Origin of the sequence: Acidovorax sp. JMULE5 (assembly GCF_013376875.1) — a bacterium.
In the GTDB taxonomy this organism is placed as follows: Bacteria; Pseudomonadota; Gammaproteobacteria; order Burkholderiales; family Burkholderiaceae_C; genus Acidovorax; species Acidovorax facilis.
In genome coordinates, this window is the sequence record NZ_CP035951.1 from 1,278,635 (window position 1) to 1,295,626 (window position 16,992).

The 16,992-nt window shown below is 60.1% G+C and carries 13 protein-coding genes and 1 pseudogene; 4 read left to right on the forward strand and 10 right to left on the reverse strand.

The window, feature by feature from the left end; all coding sequences use genetic code 11:
* Positions 1 to 117: 117 nt before the first annotated feature.
* Complete coding sequence (locus tag EXV95_RS05795) at positions 118 to 915, forward strand: outer membrane protein assembly factor BamD (RefSeq protein ID WP_055396690.1); 798 nt, start codon at positions 118 to 120, stop codon at positions 913 to 915.
* On the opposite strand, the gene EXV95_RS05800 is transcribed toward EXV95_RS05795, so the two are convergent.
* Complete coding sequence (locus tag EXV95_RS05800) at positions 878 to 2,926, reverse strand: ATP-dependent DNA helicase (protein WP_176886145.1); 2,049 nt, start codon at positions 2,924 to 2,926, stop codon at positions 878 to 880. The genes EXV95_RS05795 and EXV95_RS05800 overlap by 38 nt on opposite strands.
* Positions 2,926 to 3,129 (reverse strand): YdcH family protein, encoded by a 204-nt coding sequence (locus EXV95_RS05805; protein ID WP_055396751.1) that lies wholly within the window; start codon positions 3,127 to 3,129, stop codon positions 2,926 to 2,928. Before EXV95_RS05805 ends, EXV95_RS05800 begins: the two co-directional genes overlap by 1 nt.
* Positions 3,130 to 3,235: 106 nt before the next feature.
* Between EXV95_RS05805 and EXV95_RS05810 the strand changes: the two genes are divergently transcribed.
* Positions 3,236 to 4,042 (forward strand): PP2C family serine/threonine-protein phosphatase, encoded by an 807-nt coding sequence (locus tag EXV95_RS05810; protein ID WP_176886146.1) that lies wholly within the window; start codon positions 3,236 to 3,238, stop codon positions 4,040 to 4,042.
* 180 nt (positions 4,043 to 4,222) lie between these two features.
* Here the strand turns inward: EXV95_RS05810 and EXV95_RS05815 are convergent, their stop codons facing one another.
* From EXV95_RS05815 to EXV95_RS05840, 6 genes are all read right to left on the reverse strand, one after another.
* Positions 4,223 to 4,921, reverse strand: a complete 699-nt coding sequence (locus tag EXV95_RS05815; RefSeq protein WP_176886147.1) for a hypothetical protein — start codon at positions 4,919 to 4,921, stop codon at positions 4,223 to 4,225.
* A complete protein-coding gene (gene zapE, locus EXV95_RS05820; protein WP_055396683.1) occupies positions 4,918 to 6,015 on the reverse strand; it encodes a cell division protein ZapE in 1,098 nt (365 codons plus the stop codon). The genes EXV95_RS05815 and zapE overlap by 4 nt, the downstream gene beginning before the upstream one ends.
* A gap of 81 nt (positions 6,016 to 6,096) precedes the next feature.
* A complete protein-coding gene (gene lpdA / locus EXV95_RS05825) occupies positions 6,097 to 7,524 on the reverse strand; it encodes a dihydrolipoyl dehydrogenase (protein WP_176886148.1) in 1,428 nt (475 codons plus the stop codon).
* On the reverse strand, positions 7,521 to 7,979 hold the full coding sequence (locus EXV95_RS05830; RefSeq protein WP_176886149.1) for a hypothetical protein: 459 nt from the start codon (positions 7,977 to 7,979) through the stop codon (positions 7,521 to 7,523). Before EXV95_RS05830 ends, lpdA begins: the two co-directional genes overlap by 4 nt.
* Positions 7,980 to 7,993: 14 nt before the next feature.
* Positions 7,994 to 9,268, reverse strand: coding sequence for a 2-oxoglutarate dehydrogenase complex dihydrolipoyllysine-residue succinyltransferase (odhB, locus tag EXV95_RS05835; protein WP_121420343.1), 1,275 nt, complete (start codon positions 9,266 to 9,268; stop codon positions 7,994 to 7,996).
* Between the two features lie 51 nt (positions 9,269 to 9,319).
* Positions 9,320 to 12,199 (reverse strand): 2-oxoglutarate dehydrogenase E1 component, encoded by a 2,880-nt coding sequence (locus EXV95_RS05840; protein WP_176886150.1) that lies wholly within the window; start codon positions 12,197 to 12,199, stop codon positions 9,320 to 9,322.
* 243 nt (positions 12,200 to 12,442) lie between these two features.
* On the opposite strand from EXV95_RS05840, the gene EXV95_RS05845 reads away from it, so the two are divergent.
* Both EXV95_RS05845 and EXV95_RS05850 read left to right on the forward strand, forming a co-directional pair.
* Positions 12,443 to 13,501 (forward strand): AI-2E family transporter, encoded by a 1,059-nt coding sequence (locus EXV95_RS05845; RefSeq protein WP_176888972.1) that lies wholly within the window; start codon positions 12,443 to 12,445, stop codon positions 13,499 to 13,501.
* A 305-nt stretch (positions 13,502 to 13,806) separates the two neighbouring features.
* A pseudogene (locus tag EXV95_RS05850) lies at positions 13,807 to 14,213 on the forward strand (transposase); the annotation flags it as partial.
* 219 nt (positions 14,214 to 14,432) lie between these two features.
* On the opposite strand, the gene EXV95_RS05855 reads toward EXV95_RS05850, so the two are convergent.
* Both EXV95_RS05855 and EXV95_RS05860 read right to left on the reverse strand, forming a co-directional pair.
* A complete protein-coding gene (locus tag EXV95_RS05855) occupies positions 14,433 to 15,404 on the reverse strand; it encodes an IS481 family transposase (protein WP_176886151.1) in 972 nt (323 codons plus the stop codon).
* A 224-nt stretch (positions 15,405 to 15,628) separates the two neighbouring features.
* The gene (locus EXV95_RS05860; RefSeq protein WP_176886152.1) at positions 15,629 to 16,927 is read right to left on the reverse strand and encodes a hypothetical protein; all 1,299 of its coding nucleotides are present in this window, start codon (positions 16,925 to 16,927) and stop codon (positions 15,629 to 15,631) included.
* Positions 16,928 to 16,992: the final 65 nt, after the last annotated feature.

The following is a 16,992-nucleotide window of genomic DNA, read 5'->3' on the forward strand; positions in this document are numbered from 1 at the left end:
CAGTTGCCACCCCCAGTACAATGCTTTTTCGTGCCCTGGATGCCAGCGGCGCCTGGCCCTCTGGACCGGGCCAGCTATCCTGCACCCCTGTTTCCTCTTTGCTGAAAGCTGTCTGCGATGCTGCGTGCCCCACTGCCCCTCGTTTCTGCCCTGCTGCTTGCCGGTCTGCTGGCGGGTTGCTCCAGCACAACCGAAGACAAAACGGCCAACTGGAGCCCCAATCGCATCCATTCGGAAGCGCAGGACGAAATGAACAGCGGCGCCTATGACAAGGCGGTTCCTCTGCTCGAAAAGCTGGAGGGGCGTGCAGCCGGCACCCCGCTGGCGCAGCAGGCCCAGATCGACAAGGCCTACGCGCACTACAAGGCTGGCGAAAAAGCCCAGGCCATTGCAACGTTGGACCGCTTCATGAAGCTCCATCCCGCTAGCCCTGCGCTTGACTATGCGCTTTACCTCAAGGGCCTGGTGAACTTCAACGACAACCTCGGTCTGTTCTCGTTCATCTCGCGCCAGGACCTTTCCGAGCGCGACCAGAAAGCAGCCAAGGACTCCTTCGAGGCCTTCAGTGAGTTGGCCACCCGCTTCCCGGAATCCCGCTACGCGCAGGATGCACGCCAGCGCATGACGTACATCGTGAACTCGCTTGCGCAGTACGAAGTACATGTGGCGCGCTACTACTTCCAGCGGGGCGCGTATGTGGCAGCCATCAGCCGTGCCCAGGTAGCCCTGGCGGACTACCAGGGCGTGCCCGCGCTCGAAGAAGCTCTGTACATCCTGATCCAGTCCTACGACGCACTGGGCATGACGCAGCTGCGCGACGATGCACGCCGCGTGATGGACACTTCGTACCCCCAAAGCGCCTATCTGCGCGGTGGCCTCAAGGAAAAGGCGGAGCCGTGGTGGAAGCTCTGGTAAGCGCCTGAAGAGCAGCTTCAAACTCTGGCTCTGACTCCAGGCGCCGCATCGGCGGCAAGGCCGCCAGCAGGCGCTTGCCATAGCCCATGGTGACAAGGCGGGTGTCACCCACCACCAGAATGCCCTGGTCGGACTCACGCCGTATCAACCGCCCCGCCCCCTGCTTGAGCGCAACGGCCGCCTCCGGCAGCGCGTAAGACTTGAACGCTTTCCCGCCAGATTTCTCAATACGCTGCGTACGCGCCTCCACCAAAGGATCGCCCGGGGGAGGAAAAGGAAGCTTGTCAATCACAACAAGCTGCAAGGCATCCCCGGGCACATCAAACCCTTCCCAGAACGTCGCGGAAGCCACCAGCACACAGCCTTGCTGCCCGTGCTCGCTCCCTTCGCGAAAACGCTCCATCAGCCGCCGTTTGGGCCACTCGCCCTGCACCAGCACCTCCAGGGCAGCGGAGCCCGCAAACTGCGCTTTCAACGCATCGCCAATGGTGCGCAAGGCCTTGAGCGTCGTGGTCAGCACCAGGGTGCGGCCACCCAGTTGCGCCGCAGCCTCGCCCACCCAGCGCGCAAGCGCCATGCTGTGCGAAGGATCGGCCGGAGACGGCAGGTGGCGTGGCACATACAGTGCTGCCTGCGCCCCGTAGTCAAACGGGCTCGCAACCCGCAGGATCTGCGCGTCTTGCAAACCCGCCCGCTCCGTGAACCAGCTCAGTTGCTCGTCATCGCCCAAGGTGGCCGAGGTGAAGACCCAGGCCCTGCCGGGTCCGGCAGCAGGCTCCCCGGGCCACCCATCGTCACCCACGTGTTCCGCAGGGGTGGCCAGCAGGCGTGTGCGCATGGCCTCGGCAATATCCAGGGGGGATTCCGTCAAGCGCAACTGCGGCCCCACATCGACCCAGCGCACCGCATCCGGATTGCCGGGGCCAGAAAAATGGGCCAGGCGCGCCAGCAGTTCAGTCCCGCGCTCATACAGGCGCACAAAGTCGGGCGCTATTTCGCTAACAGTGTCGAGCGCCTCCTGCGCCTGGGCGCAGGCGAGCGCCACGCGGCGCAGGGCAGCCTGCCATTCATCCGGCCTGACGCTCTCCGGCGTTTCATCGGTCCAGCGCAGCTTTGCGCTGCCCAGCATATCTCCCGCCGCCAAGCGCAAATCCCGGGCAGACAGATCCACCTGGCTCGCAAGCCCCGTCCAGTCCGCAAGGCCCCGCGCATGCTGCAGCCCTGCTGCCAGCAGGTCCCTGCCAAAATCCATCAGCTGGCCCGTGGACAGCGTAAGCCCCAGAAACTGCACGCCCGTCTCGTTGATCTGGTGCGCCTCATCGAACACCACCACACGCACGGACGGTAAGAGCTCGGCCATGCCCGACTCGCGCACAGCCACATCGGCGAAGAAAAGGTGGTGGTTGATGACCACGATGTCCGCCGCCAAGGCCTCGCGCCGCGCCAAATGCACGTGGCATTCGCGAAAGCGGGGGCACTGCGAGCCCAGGCAGTTCTCACGGGTGGAAGTGACCAGCGGTATCACGGGCGAGCGTTCGTCCAACCCCGTCAGCTCCGCCAAGTCGCCCGAGCGCGTGCCATGCGACCAACTCTCGACCTTGGCCAAAACCCGTGCCACGCCAGGCTCACGGGCAGACACGTCCTGGCGGGCCAGTTCCATGCGGTACAGGCACAGATAGCTCGCCCTGCCCTTCAGAAGCGCCATGCGCACCGGCAAGCCCAGGGTCTGCGCCAAGCGCGGAAGATCGCGCGCAAACAGCTGGTCCTGCAAGGCCTTGGTGGCAGTGGACAACAGCACCCGCTCGCCGCTCAGGAGTGCCGGGACCAGATAGGAAAAAGTCTTGCCCACCCCCGTGCCTGCCTCCACGACCAGCGCCCCGCCCGTTTCGATGGTGTGCGCCACGGCCATGGCCATTTGCGTCTGGCCTTCGCGCGGCTGGAAATGCGTGTCGGCCCGCGCCAGCACGCCGCCGGGGGCAAACACCTCCTGCACCATCTCCACCAGCGCCATCAAGCGGGCTCTTGGGGTTGAAGGTCCCGTTCCAGGCGATCCAGGGCATCACGCAGAGCGAGGCGGCGCTTTTTGAGGCGGCGCAGCGTGAATTCGTCGGCCACGCCGTCGGGGGCACACCGGTCGATCAGAGCGTCCAGATCGGCATGCTCGATGCGCAGCTCAATGAGTTGGCGTTGGGGGGAATGGAGGCTGGGGTTCAAGGCAAGGGGCCGTGGGATGGCAAAAATGCCACAGGCGGGCGGATAATACGCGCTTGCCCCCGTTTGCGCGATGGCCCTTTGCGTACGCGCCCCCACAATCACCAGCATGACCAAAGCGTTTCGCCTCACCGCGTCCACCGGCATCCACAAGGGTGACCGGGAGTACCAGCAAGACCAGGTGATCCTGATCTCCCACGAGCGGCACAATGGCTGCATACTGGGTGTCCTTGCCGATGGCATGGGCGGGCGCAGCGGCGGGCGCAAGGCGTCCGACCAGGTCATGATGACTGCGCGCCAGCTCTTCGAGCGCTATTCGCCCGACACCGACGACCCGGTGGCCATGCTCAAGAGCATGGTGGAAGAAGCTCACATCGTGATCCGGCTCACAGCCATTTCTGCCGAGCAGGAACCGCACAGCACCATTGCAGCGTTTCTCATCAACCCGCGTGGCGACTGCCACTGGGTGCATGCAGGCGATTCGCGCATCTACCACTTCCAAGGTGCGCGCATGGTGTTCCGCACCAGCGACCACTCCTATGTCCAGGCTCTCGTGGACCGGGGCGAGCTGACCGAAGCCGAGGCCAACAACCATCCACACTCGAACATTCTGGTGGGCTGCCTCGGCACTGAAAGCGACCCACCCATCACCACCCATGTGATCCCCCAGCTGCAGCCTGGCGATGTGCTCATGGCCTGCAGTGATGGGGTGTGGCACTACTTTTCGCCCACCGAACTCGGCTCCGTGGTTGATTCCCTCTCGCCACGGGAAGCCACGGAGTTTCTGATTGAAAAAGCCCGCTCCCGCGCGCGGGGTGGTGGCGACAACCTCTCGCTGGTCATCGTGAAGATGGAGGCGCTGGTGGAGGAAAAGAAGGTCGCTCGCCTGGTACCTGCTGACGCAGGGCGTCCCTGAAGCAGCGCCCCACCCGCTGATATGTGCGTGAGTGAGCGACCAAAAGGGTAAGTGCCTAGGCGGCCCTTAAATAAAGCGGCACTGACGCTGACCGAGCCTCTGCATCCGCTCGCCCGCTGCGCCTTTTGGGCGCCACGCGCACTCCCAGCACCTGGGGCTGCCACCCCAAATAAACCTGTTTCAGCGTGCTGCCGAACCCGCTGGCAACGGAGCCGCAGGGACCCGCCCCTGGGCTGCGGCCTCTGCCCGTGACTTTTCGACTCGGTCGCGGCGCTCCTGCGCCGCTTGGAGCGTTTGCGCGTGGCGTGCGCGCACCTCTGCGGCACGCTCGGCATTGCCACTGGTGCGCGCTGCCTGCTCCTGGGCCTGCTTTTGCACCTTAATTCGCTGCTGCTGTGCTCGCAGTTCAGCCTCGTGGTCACGCTGCGATTTCAGGCCCTGGGGGTCTTGCGACGGCTTGCGCACCACAGCGCTTGCAGCACCGCTGCCCGCCGAGGGGCTATCCGGCACGCCGCGCTGTTTTTCTTCAATGGATTTGAGACGCTCCGCCGCTTTTTCCTTGCGCTCGGCATCATTGAGCTCGATCTCCTGTGCACGCAAACGGGCTTCTGCATCGCGCACGCCCGCCCGCACACTGCGCAGACAGTCTTCTACGGAGAATCGCTGGTAACAGGCCGATTCGTCCTGTTGTCGCCTGGCCTTGATGGCCTCGCGTTCGTTGCGGATGCGGTCGTGTTCTGCTTTGCGATCGGCCGCCTTGGCGGCTGCCTGCTGGCCGTTGGCCTCCGCACTAGCGGCTGTCGGCTGCGCCATGGCCGAGGCAGACACCCCCCCGGCAAGCAAGGAAATAGCCACAGATACGAAGCGTCTGGAGATCATGTCAGCCCCGTATCGACAGTACGGCGCTCCAGCGCCAGGAACTCCTTGGACTGCATCTCGTTGAGCCGCGAAATCGTGCGCGGAAACTCGTGCGCCAAGGGGCCTTCGGTGTAGAGCTGCTCGGGGGGTACTGCGGCAGACAGGATGAGCTTGACGCGCCTGTCGTACAACACGTCCACAAGCCAGGTAAAACGCCGCGCAGGCGACGCCATGCTCACCGGCATGTAGGGCACATCGGACAGCAGCACAGTGTGGAACTGCGTCGCGATTTCCAGATAGTCGTTCTGCGACCGGGGGCCACCACACAGGGTCTTGAAATCAAACCACACCACACCACCGGCCTTGCGGCGTGCCCGGATCTCGCGGGCCTCGATGTGCAACACCGGGTCTTCGTCGTGCACTTCGGCCAGTTGGTCAAACGCCTGGCCCATTTCAGCATCTGCCTCGGGGCCCAGCGGCGTGTGGTACAGCTTCACATGCTCCAGAGTGCGCCGACGGTAATCGGTCCCGTTGTCCACATTGACCACTTCGAGCTTTTCATTGAGCAGGGCAATCGCGGGGAGAATGCGGTCGCGGTGCAGGCCGTCGGGGTACAGGTCGTCGGGCTTGAAATTCGAAGTGGTCACAAATCCCACGCCGTTATCGAACAGTGCCGCCAGCAGGCGGTGCAGGATCATGGCGTCGGTAATGTCCGCCACGTGAAACTCGTCAAAGCAGATGAGCTTGTAGCGCTTGGCAATGCGCGCGCCCAGCACGTCCAGCGGGTTGACCGTGCCCTGCAGGCCCGCCAGTTCGCGGTGCACTTCGCGCATGAACTCGTGAAAGTGAAGGCGCACCTTGCGCTTCAAGGGAACGGCGTCGAAAAAGCATTCCATCAGAAAGCTCTTGCCCCGCCCCACCCCACCATACATGTACACGCCGCGCGGCACATCAGGCCGGTTGATCAGCTTCTTGAGTGCGTTGGAACGCTGGGCCTTGTATGCGGCCCAGTCATCAGCGCAACGCTGAAGGGCATCCACTGCGCGCAATTGGGCAGGATCACTTTGGTAGCCTTTAGCGGCCAACTCGGCCAGGTAAGCCTGTTTAACAGTCACGTAGTGGATGCTCAGAAACTATGATTTTTATAGCTACTAGCGCTTATCAGATAAGCGCTAGAGCCCGATTTGACCCAAAAATCAGAAGTTCAGAGTGCGTTTATCCACGGCCAGGGCCGCTTCCTTGGTGGCTTCGCTCAGGCTGGGGTGTGCGTGGCAAATGCGAGCAATGTCTTCGCTGCTGGCCTTGAACTCCATGGCGACCACGGCTTCGGAGATCAGCTCGCTGGCCTGCGGGCCGACGATGTGCACGCCCAGGATCTCGTCGGTCTCGGCATCGGCCAGCATCTTGACCATGCCGGTGGTGTCGCCCAGTGCGCGTGCGCGGCCGTTGGCCAGGAACGGGAAGGTGCCTGCCTTGTACTTCACGCCGTCGGCCTTGAGCTGCTGCTCGGTGCGGCCCACCCACGCGATCTCGGGGCTGGTGTAGATGACCCAGGGAACGGTGTTGAAGTTCACGTGGCCATGCTGGCCGGCAATGCGCTCGGCCACGGCAACGCCCTCTTCCTCGGCCTTGTGCGCCAGCATCGGGCCGCGCACCACGTCACCCACCGCCCACACGCCGGGCAGGTTGGTCTTGCAGTCGGCATCGACGACGATGGCACCGCGCTCGTCCAGGGCGAGGCCCACGGCTTCGGTGTTCAGGCCGATGGTGTTGGGCACGCGGCCGATGGAGACGATGAGCTTGTCCACGTCCAGCGACTGGGCTTCGCCCTTGGCGTTGGTGTAGGCAATGCTCACGCCCTTCTTGCCGGTCTTGATCTCGCCGACCTTCACGCCCAGTTCGATCTTCAGACCTTGCTTGTCGAAGGCCTTCTTGGCTTCCTTGGCGATCTGCTCGTCCACCGCGCCCAGGAAGGTCGGCAGGCCTTCGAGGATGGTGACTTCAGCACCCAGGCGGCGCCACACCGAGCCCATTTCCAGGCCGATCACGCCCGAGCCGATCAGGCCGAGCTTCTTGGGCACAGCGCCCACGCGCAGCGCGCCGTCGTTGGACAGAACCAGTTCTTCGTCGAACGGCGTGCCGGGCAGCGCACGGGCATTGGAGCCGGTGGCAATGATGATCTGCTTGCCCGTCAGCGACTCTTCGGCGGCGCCAGCCACCTTGATCTCGTAGCCGCCTTCAGCAGCCTTCACGAACGAGCCGCGGCCATGGAAGAAGCTGACCTTGTTCTTCTTGAACAGGTACAGGATGCCGTCGTTGTTCTGCTTCACGACGGTGTCCTTGCGGGCAATCATCTTGACCACGTCCATCTTGACGCCCGTGGCCGTGATGCCGTGTTCGGCAAAGTGCTTGTTGGCGTGTTCGAAATGCTCGGACGACTGCAGCAGCGCCTTGGACGGAATGCAGCCCACGTTGGTGCAGGTGCCGCCCGGTGCGGGGCCACCCTTGTCGTTCTTCCACTCGTCGATACAGGCGACATTGAAGCCCAGCTGGGCTGCGCGGATGGCGGCAATGTAGCCGCCGGGGCCGCCACCGATGACGATCACGTCGAATTGTTTGCTCATTTGCTTTCTACCTTTATCAAATCGGCGATCAGCCCTTGACTTACGAAGACATAGCCGGTCCTAGATGAGATCGGAATATCACTCCCCACACCACTTAGAACCGGAGTGTTCAGGGGAACCTTGCAGAGAGCGACAAACGGTGCACCGATGCAAGCATTGCCTTCAAAAACCGTTCGTTTCCACTCTGAAAAATCGGAAAAAGGCTGATCGGCTAGGTTCATGACTGCCCATTGACCAGAATCATCTTGGCGAACTTTGATGCTGAATTTGTCCGCTTGGGAGTCACAGTCTTTCCGTAATCTGACCTCTGAATTGGCAGGCACGCGAATGGACTCACAATCCATGCGGTAGTCGCCGATCAGGCCAGCATCTGCTGCTTGCAAGGAAGGCCGTAGCGACCCACACGCTGCAAGCAACAGAACTGATGCCACAGTTGCACAGGCAGCCTGCAGCATGGTCACTATTCGCCTTAGATGTCGAACAGCAGGCGCGATGGGTCTTCCAGCGCATCCTTCATCGCCACCAGGCCCAGCACGGCTTCGCGGCCGTCGATGATGCGGTGGTCGTACGACATGGCTAGGTAGTTCATCGGGCGCACAACGATCTGGCCGTTCTCCACCACAGCGCGGTCCTTGGTGGCGTGTACGCCCAGGATGGCCGATTGGGGAGGGTTGATGATGGGCGTGGACATCATCGAGCCGAAGGTGCCACCGTTGGAAATCGAGAACGTGCCGCCCGTCATTTCTTCAATGCCCAGCTTGCCTTCAGCGGCCTTCTTGCCGAATTCGGCGATCTTCTTCTCGATGTCGGCAAAGCTCATCTGGTCGGCATTGCGCAGGATAGGCACCACCAGGCCACGGGGCGAGCCCACGGCGATGCCGATGTCGAAGTAGCCGTGGTAAACGATGTCGTTGCCATCGACCGAGGCGTTCAGCACGGGGTACTTCTTCAAGGCATGCACGGCAGCCTTCACGAAGAAGCTCATGAAGCCGATCTTCACGCCATGCTCCTTGGTGAACGTGTCCTGGAACTTCTTGCGCATGTCCATCACCGGCGCCATGTTCACTTCGTTGAACGTGGTCAGGATGGCGTTGGTCGATTGCGACTGCAGCAGGCGCTCGGCCACGCGGGCGCGCAGGCGGCTCATGGGCACGCGCTGCTCGGGGCGGTCGCCCAGGTCTTCCTTGGCGGCCGGGGCCGACACCTGGGGCAGTGCCTTGGTGGGCACGCCCGTGGGGATGGCGCTTGGGGCAGCAACAGCAGCCTTGGCGGCACCACCCGCCACAGCGCTGAGCACGTCACCCTTGGTCACGCGGCCATCCTTGCCGCTGCCGGCCACAGCCGATGCGGACAGGTTGTTCTCGGCCAGCAGCTTGGCGGCAGCGGGCATCGCCACGTCGCCCTTGGAGCCGCCAACAGCCGCTGGTGCGGGGGCAGGAGCCGACGCCGTGGCGGCAGCGGGTGCAGCAGCAGCGGCGGCAGGAGCGGCCGCGCCGGCCTTGCCTTCGGTATCGATCTTGGCAATGAGCTGCTCGGCCACCACGGTGGCGCCGTCGCCCTGGATGATTTCAGCCAGCACACCAGCCGAGGGGGCCGGCACTTCAAGCACCACCTTGTCGGTTTCGATCTCGATCAGGATCTCATCCACTGCCACAGCCTCACCGGCCTTTTTCTTCCACGTCAGCATGGTGGCCTCGGCCACGGATTCGGACAGCTGGGGGACTTTGACTTCTACGATAGCCATATCAATTCTTTCGGAATGGGGTTTTGTTCTGTTGTCGGGTCGCAGCTGGCCTTACTTGGTCAGGACAAAACCCTTGAGCTTGGCAAACGCGCCGTCCACCAGCGCCTTTTGTTGTTCCTGGTGCAGGTGCGAGTAGCCCACGGCAGGTGACGCGGAAGCCGCGCGGCCGGAATAGCCCAGCTTCTGGCCTTCGAGCATGTTCTCGTGGATGTAGTGCTGCACGAAGAACCAAGCGCCCTGGTTCTGCGGCTCGTCCTGGCACCACACCACGTCGGTGGCGTTGGGGTAGCGCTTGAGTTCAGCGGCAAATGCCTTGTGCGGGAAGGGGTAGAGCTGCTCCACGCGGATGATGGCCACATCGTCGTCTTCGCGCTCGGTGCGCTTCTTCACGAGGTCGTAGTACACCTTGCCGGAGCAGGCGATCACACGCTTGACCTTGGCGGCCTTCTTGACGATGGCTTCGTCCTGCTCGGGAATCACCGTCTGGAAGCTGCCCTTGGTGAACTCGGACAGCGGCGAAGTCGCATCCTTGTTCCGCAACAGCGACTTGGGCGTCATGATGATCAGCGGCTTGCGCAGATCACGCACCATCTGGCGACGCAGCACATGGAAGATCTGGCTGGCGGTGGTGGGCTGCACCACCTGCATGTTGGCGTCGGCCGACAGCTGCATGAAGCGTTCGAGGCGGGCAGAGCTGTGCTCAGGGCCCTGGCCTTCGTAGCCGTGTGGCAGCATCAGCGTGATGCCGTTGACGCGGCCCCACTTCACTTCACCCGAGGCGATGAACTGGTCGATCACGACCTGCGCACCGTTGGCAAAGTCGCCGAATTGCGCTTCCCAGATCACCAGGGTGTTGGGGTCGTTGGAGGCGTAGCCGTATTCAAAACCCAGCACAGCTTCTTCCGACAGGATCGAGTCGATCACGACGAACGGAGCCTGATTCTCGGCCACATTCTGCAGGGGCACATAGGTGCCGATGTCCCACTTCTCGCGCTTCTGGTCATGAATCACCGAGTGGCGGTGCGTGAACGTGCCTCGGCCACAGTCTTCGCCCGACAGGCGCACCGGGTAGCCGCTGGCCACCAGCGACGCGAACGCCATGTGCTCGCCCATACCCCAGTCCACAGGGATCTCGCCACGGCCCATCGCAGCGCGGTCGTCATACACCTTCTTGACCAACTGGTGCGGCGTCACGCTTTCAGGAATGGTCGTGATCTTCTCGGCCAGGCGCTTCCACTCAGCCAGAGGAATGGCGGTGTCGCCAGCGTCCGTCCACTTCTTGCCCAGGAACGGGCTCCAGTCCACGGCGTACTTGCTCTTGAAGTTGGTCAGGACGGGATCGACCGTGTGCTTGCCGGCATCCATGGCGGCACGATAGGCCTTGACCATATCGTCGCCCAGCGACTCACCCAGGCCCTGTGCCGCCAGCTTGTCGGCATAGAGCTTGCGCGTGCCAGGGTGCTGGCCGATCTTCTTGTACATCAGCGGCTGGGTCAGAGCCGGGGTGTCCTGCTCGTTGTGGCCCAGTTTGCGGAAGCAGATGATGTCCACCACCACGTCCTTCTTGAATTCCATGCGGAACTCCAGGGCGAGCTGGGTGGCCAGCACCACGGCTTCGGGGTCATCACCGTTCACGTGCAGCACGGGCGACTCGATCATCTTGACGATGTCGGTGCAATACAGCGTGGAGCGCGTATCACGCGGGTCGGAGGTGGTGAAACCGATCTGGTTGTTGATGATGATGTGCACCGTGCCACCCGTGTAGTAGCCACGGGTCTGGGCCAGCGCCAGGGTTTCCTGGTTCACACCCTGGCCGGCAAAGGCCGCATCACCATGCACCAGCACCGGCAGCACCTGCTTGCCGTGCGGGTCGGCGCGGCGGTCCATGCGGGCACGCACGGAGCCTTCGACCACGGGGTTCACGATTTCCAGGTGGGAAGGATTAAATGCCAGCGACAGGTGGACCGGGCCGCCAGGGGTGGTCACATCCGAGCTGAAGCCCTGGTGGTATTTCACGTCACCGGCAGGCAGGTCTTCAGGGGCCGTGTGGTCAAACTCGGCGAACAAGTCCTTGGGCATCTTGCCCAGCGAGTTGACCAGCACATTGAGGCGACCCCGGTGGGCCATGCCGATCACGATTTCCTGGACGCCCTTGGCACCGGCGGACTGGATCAGCTCGTCCATGGCGGCGATGAAGCTTTCACCCCCTTCCAGGGAGAAACGCTTCTGGCCGACGTACTTGGTGTGCAGGAAACGCTCCAGACCTTCGGCGGCCGTCAGGCGGTCCAGGATCTGCTTTTTTTTGTCCACACCAAAGCTGGGTTTGCTGCGGATCTTTTCCAGCTTTTCCTGCCACCAGCGCTTCTGGTTCTGGTCAGTGGCATACATATACTCGGCGCCGATGGAGCCGCAGTATGTTTCGCGCAGCGCATTGATCAACTCGCGCAGCGGCATCGACTCTTTGCCGAAGAACGTGTTGCTCGTGTTGAACACCGTTTCCTGGTCAGCGTCGCTGAAACCATAGAAAGAGGGCTCGAGTTCAGGAATGGCGGGGCGCTCGGTGCGCTTGAGGGGATCCAGATCAGCCCAGCGTTGGCCCACGTTGCGGTAGGCTGCGATCAGTTGCTGGACGGCAGTGCGCTTGCGGCCCAGCTCAGAGTCCGCACCCGTTGCCACAACAACCTTGGTGCCGCCCTGTTTGGCGCGTTCGGCAAAAGCGTTGATGACGGGGAGGTGGGGGACGTCTTTGGCATTGCTGCCATCCACCGCAGGCACATGTTGAAGTGCATCAAAGTACTCGCGCCAATTGTCTGGCACGCTACCTGGGTTGGCGAGGTAGTTCTCGTACATCTCTTCGACATAGGGCGCATTGCCGCCGAAGAGGTAAGTGTTGCCTTGGTAGGCTTGATAGACGGACGTCGTATCGCTCATATTCCGCTGACCTCCGCTTTCCTTGGGAAAGCATTAGCTGGTTGAGAAACCTTCCGCGACACGGCTGAACCGATTGGCGGATGCGACTGTGGCTGGGGAAGGGCCTTGGTACGGGCGCCATTGTGCCACCGAATGGCCGACCGCCCTACGGAAATGGTGGGGCCGGTGCTGACACGCTGGCGCAACAAGCGGCTACAAACCTGGCTCGCGTACATTCCGGGTATCTCATTGCCACCTACCCTCATGACGCCACCCACCCTCCAGAACAAAGTCTTTTTGCTGCTGCTGGCCCTCGTCACCATCGCCTTTGGAGCCATCCTTTGGCAGTTCCACGGCGCCGTCTTCTGGGGCGTCATCCTGGCCATCTTGTTTGCCCCCCTGCACCGCAAACTGCTGCGGCGCATGCCCCGGCGGCGCAATCTTGCAGCGCTGTGTACCCTGGGACTGTGCCTTATTGTGGTCATCCTTCCCATGACAGCGATCACGGTATCCCTGGCCCAGGAAGCCACGATAATCTATGAACGGATGCGGTCGGGCCAGCTAAATTTTGGACTCTACTTACAGCAGGTGATCGCCGCCCTGCCCGCCTGGGCCGCCAATTTGTTGGACCGGTTGAATCTCACGACCGTTGGCGAGCTGCAACAAAAGTTCTCTTCCGTCGCCGTCCAGGCCAGCCAGTTTGTGGCCACACAGGCACTGAGTATTGGCCAGAACACGCTGCAGTTCATCGTGAGCTTCGGCATCATGCTCTATCTGCTGTTCTTCCTGTTGCGTGACGGATCGAGCCTGGCCTTGCGCATTGGCCAGGCCACCCCCCTGGACGAAACACATAAGCGGCAACTGGTCAGCAAGTTCACCACCGTCATTCGCGCCACGGTCAAAGGCAACATTGTCGTGGCGGCCTCCCAAGGAGCGCTGGGCGGTTTGATTTTCTGGATCCTGGGCATTCAGGGCCCCGTGCTGTGGGGTGTTTCCATGGCCTTCCTGTCGCTGCTTCCCGCCGTGGGAGCGGGGCTGATCTGGGTGCCGGTGGCAATTTACTTCCTGGCCACGGGTGCAGTCTGGCAAGGCGTGGTGCTGACTGCGTTTGGCGTTGGCGTTATAGGCCTCGTTGACAACGTCCTTCGTCCGATTTTGGTGGGCAAGGACACCAAGATGCCAGACTACGTTGTGCTGATATCCACCCTGGGAGGCATGGCGCTCTTTGGGTTGACGGGCTTCGTGATAGGACCAGTTATTGCGGCGCTTTTCATTGCGAGCTGGGACCTGTTTTCACCCAGCACCAGCACTGAATCCGCGTAACAAAATGAAGTGATACAACAATCGGGGCCTTGAATAACATGGCACTGCATTGAACGTGCGGATCACAAAAAACAAAGGCCTCCGCAAGGAGGCCTTTGTTTACGCCAAAAGACTGGCGCCTTGATTCGCATGGTAGGACGTACAAGATTCGAACTTGTGACCAACGGATTAAAAGGCCAAGGGGAAACCTTTTTAAATCAATAAGTTAGCAGTAAGGTACTTCCGCAAGTAGCGCTGCAATGCCAGGCTACGACCCGCATGAATGCTAACGGCCGTTCGGAGTTGCGGAACAGAAATTACCGCATGAAGGCCACATTGGTGTGGACGCAGACTCGGGCTGGTACACACCGTCATCTGCACCTCGGGCAACGTGTCCGACGTCGTTGAGGGCAACAGCTTGCTCCACGGCGAGGAGACAGATGCCTTTGGTGATGCTGGGTACCACGGCGTGCACAAGCGCCCGGACGCCAAGAAGGATGTCACCTGGCATGTAGCGATGCGCCCAGGCAAACGCAACGAGTTGGACAAGGAAAACAACCCCATAGACGCGCTGATAGACAGGGTGGAGAAGATCAGAGCCAGCATCCGAGCCAAAGTGGAACACCCATTTCGGGTGATCAAGCGGCAGTTTGGCTACGATAAGGTGCGCTACCGGGGACTCAAGAAAAACACCCTGCAGCTCAAGACGCTGTTTGCGCTATCCAATCTGTAGATGGTGCGCCACCAACTGCTTGGGGGGCCAAGGATGAGTGCGCCTGAACACAGGCGAGGAGCCGCAAAAGCGGCCCGAAAGAGAACCGCAAAACAAGGCTCGATGTCGGCAAAACGGTATCAGTGAAGCCATCTGAAAATATCGGCCTTGTAGTACTCGCGAATCCGAGTTATTCAGGACATCCTAGCCGACAATACAGGTCATGTGCATGACGGGTGGTTATGTGTCGCATCCCGGACGATCATATGGTCGCTTGAGAAACAGGTGCGGGTGGGTCTGGTACCACTCTTTCATCGCCTGCATCGGCGTACTGCTCTTGAGCGCTGACTGCGGTAGCTGGTGGTTGTACAACGCCACATAGCGCAACAAGGTCTGCTCCATGTCTTCGCGGCTGTTGAATCGGTGGGTCTTCAGAACGTCCGCAATGCGGCCGTTAAATCGCTCCACCATGCCGTTGGTTCTGGGTGTTCTGGGCTTGGTCAGTCGGTGCTCGATGCCTAACTCCTGGCACAGTTGATCGAATTCATGGTTGCCGCTGGGTTCGCGTTCCCGGCTGGCAAACAGACGGTCCGTGAACTCTTTGCCGTTGTCGGTCAACAGCTTGTTGATCCTGATCGGACAGGCCTTGTGCAACGCCTTGAGGAAGGCCTGTGCACTGGCGGCGGTCTTGTTGGACTTGAGCTGCACAAACACCCAACGCGTGGCCCTATCGATAGCCACGAACAGGTAGCGCCGGCTGCTCTCATCCTGCATCTGGGGCAGGTACTTCACGTCCATGTGCACGTAGCCTGGCTCGTAGCTCTTGAAGGTCTTGTAGGCCAGCGCAGGCTGCTGGGGCTTTAGAGCATTGAGGTTGCCCGCTCCATGGCGGCGCAAGCACCTGTCCAGCCCGGAGCGCGAGACATGGGGACAGATGAACTCCCGTGTCACGGCCAGCAGGTCATCCAAAGGCAGCAGCAAGGTACGCCGCAAGTGAACCACCACTGTTTCTTGTGCTGGCGTAAGCACGGTCTGCAGGTGGTGGGCAGTGTGAGAGCGGTCTGCAAAGACGGAACGCTTCTTCCACTTGTAGACCGTCTGCTCAGTGATCCCAAAGCGCTGGGCCAGGACGCTGGCTGGTTCATCGCTGGCTGCGATCTCGGCACGCACGGCGGGCGTGGTGCGGGCGTTCTTGTGCAGGGCTATCAACATGGCTTCACTCCCTGGGTGGATTGCAAGGACTCTATCAACTCCTTTAGAACCGCTCGCGCCATGAAGAGTGGATAGCGTTTGGAGTCTATGCAATCGTCCGGGATGCGACAGTTATGCCCCAATCTAGAACAGCCGGATGCTGCCAATTTCATAAGTTTTCATCTGAAAAATAATGGATCGCAACATGCGACCCATTAAATTTTAATGCCGAATATATTGCAATTCTATGGCGTGTAAGTGATGGTCAGAAATTGATGAGATATAAATTCCAGGCTTTGATCAACACCAACTAAAAGCGGCTTGTTCCCAATTGTTTCGTAATTGTCGCCCGAGTTGACGGTTGCATCAACATTGAAAAAGCTCACATATTTGTTTGCTGGCATACTATGGCCATTTTGATTGATGAACTCAGGATATCTAGGCTGCCCTGCGGTAGTTTTGTCAAGGAGGGAGGGATTAGACAAATTATCAATCCAGGTAAATGTGGCGCGATAGGGGTTACTGAAACAGGAGGCGGAGCCTAAAACAATCCATTTTCCACTAGGGGAATGTTTGCGAACGTTGTGTGCAAGCAGTGTGGTGCATGCGTTGGCGGTTTCCTTCCAGAAGATATAGGGTTGTTGAGTGCTGCTTCCTCCTTGATATGTCCCGTGATTTACGGTAGTCCAGCTTGAGCCATTCCAGAACTGCCAGCCAGTCGCAGAAGCAAGGTTCGATGTACGAATGATGCTAACACCGCGCTCTTGAACGCCTCCTGGCTTGTTAGATAGAGAAGTCACAAAGGCGTAATAATAAATACCTTCTTTTACAATGTTTGAAGGGTGCGCGAAACCATATTCTTGGGTGTAGGTGCTGCTGTGTGGTTCAGGAACAATCACCAGCCTGTCTGCGTTGCTTGGTGCACCATAATTAATGGGCTTCATCGCCCAACTCGCCCCTCCATTGGTTGAGCTGATCCAGCCTATTCCCCATACCGGAACGCTGTTAGCTACTATTTTTCCGCCGAACGGCATTGTATTTGGATACCATTCGTGGTGAGTCAGGCCATAAATAGTCGAACCTACCACATACGGCGAATATATCCAATGGGCCATATTGTAGTGAGATTCAACTGTATCTTTTACGGGAGGGCTAAGTAGAGCACCCTCTGGATATCCCGCAGTAAAACTGGCAGGCTCTATAATCCAAGTTAAGCGATCTCCCCAGTTGTGGTTCGGCAAATTAAATCTAAAATTCTGAGAGTGCGGCACCTGAAAATATGTATTTCCATTATATTTATATGGATTGATTGGCCCGTCAAACCATGCGCCGTACCACACGTTGCCAGTACAGCCTGGATGATTTTCACTTTGGAGCTTATATCCACATGTGGTTAGCTTTCCATGCAATGAGTTATTCTGAATTCCGTACAAGGGATCCATCGGACCGTCTAGCTGGACAGTGAAAGACTCAGCGTGGCCTAAGGTTGCCATGCCCAAGGCAGAGATACCTGTCACTATCGCTTTTGCAATTGAATGATTCATATCTATAAAATATTGAATTTCAGCACCCTACAATCACATAATATAAAGTGACGTGTAGGCACATT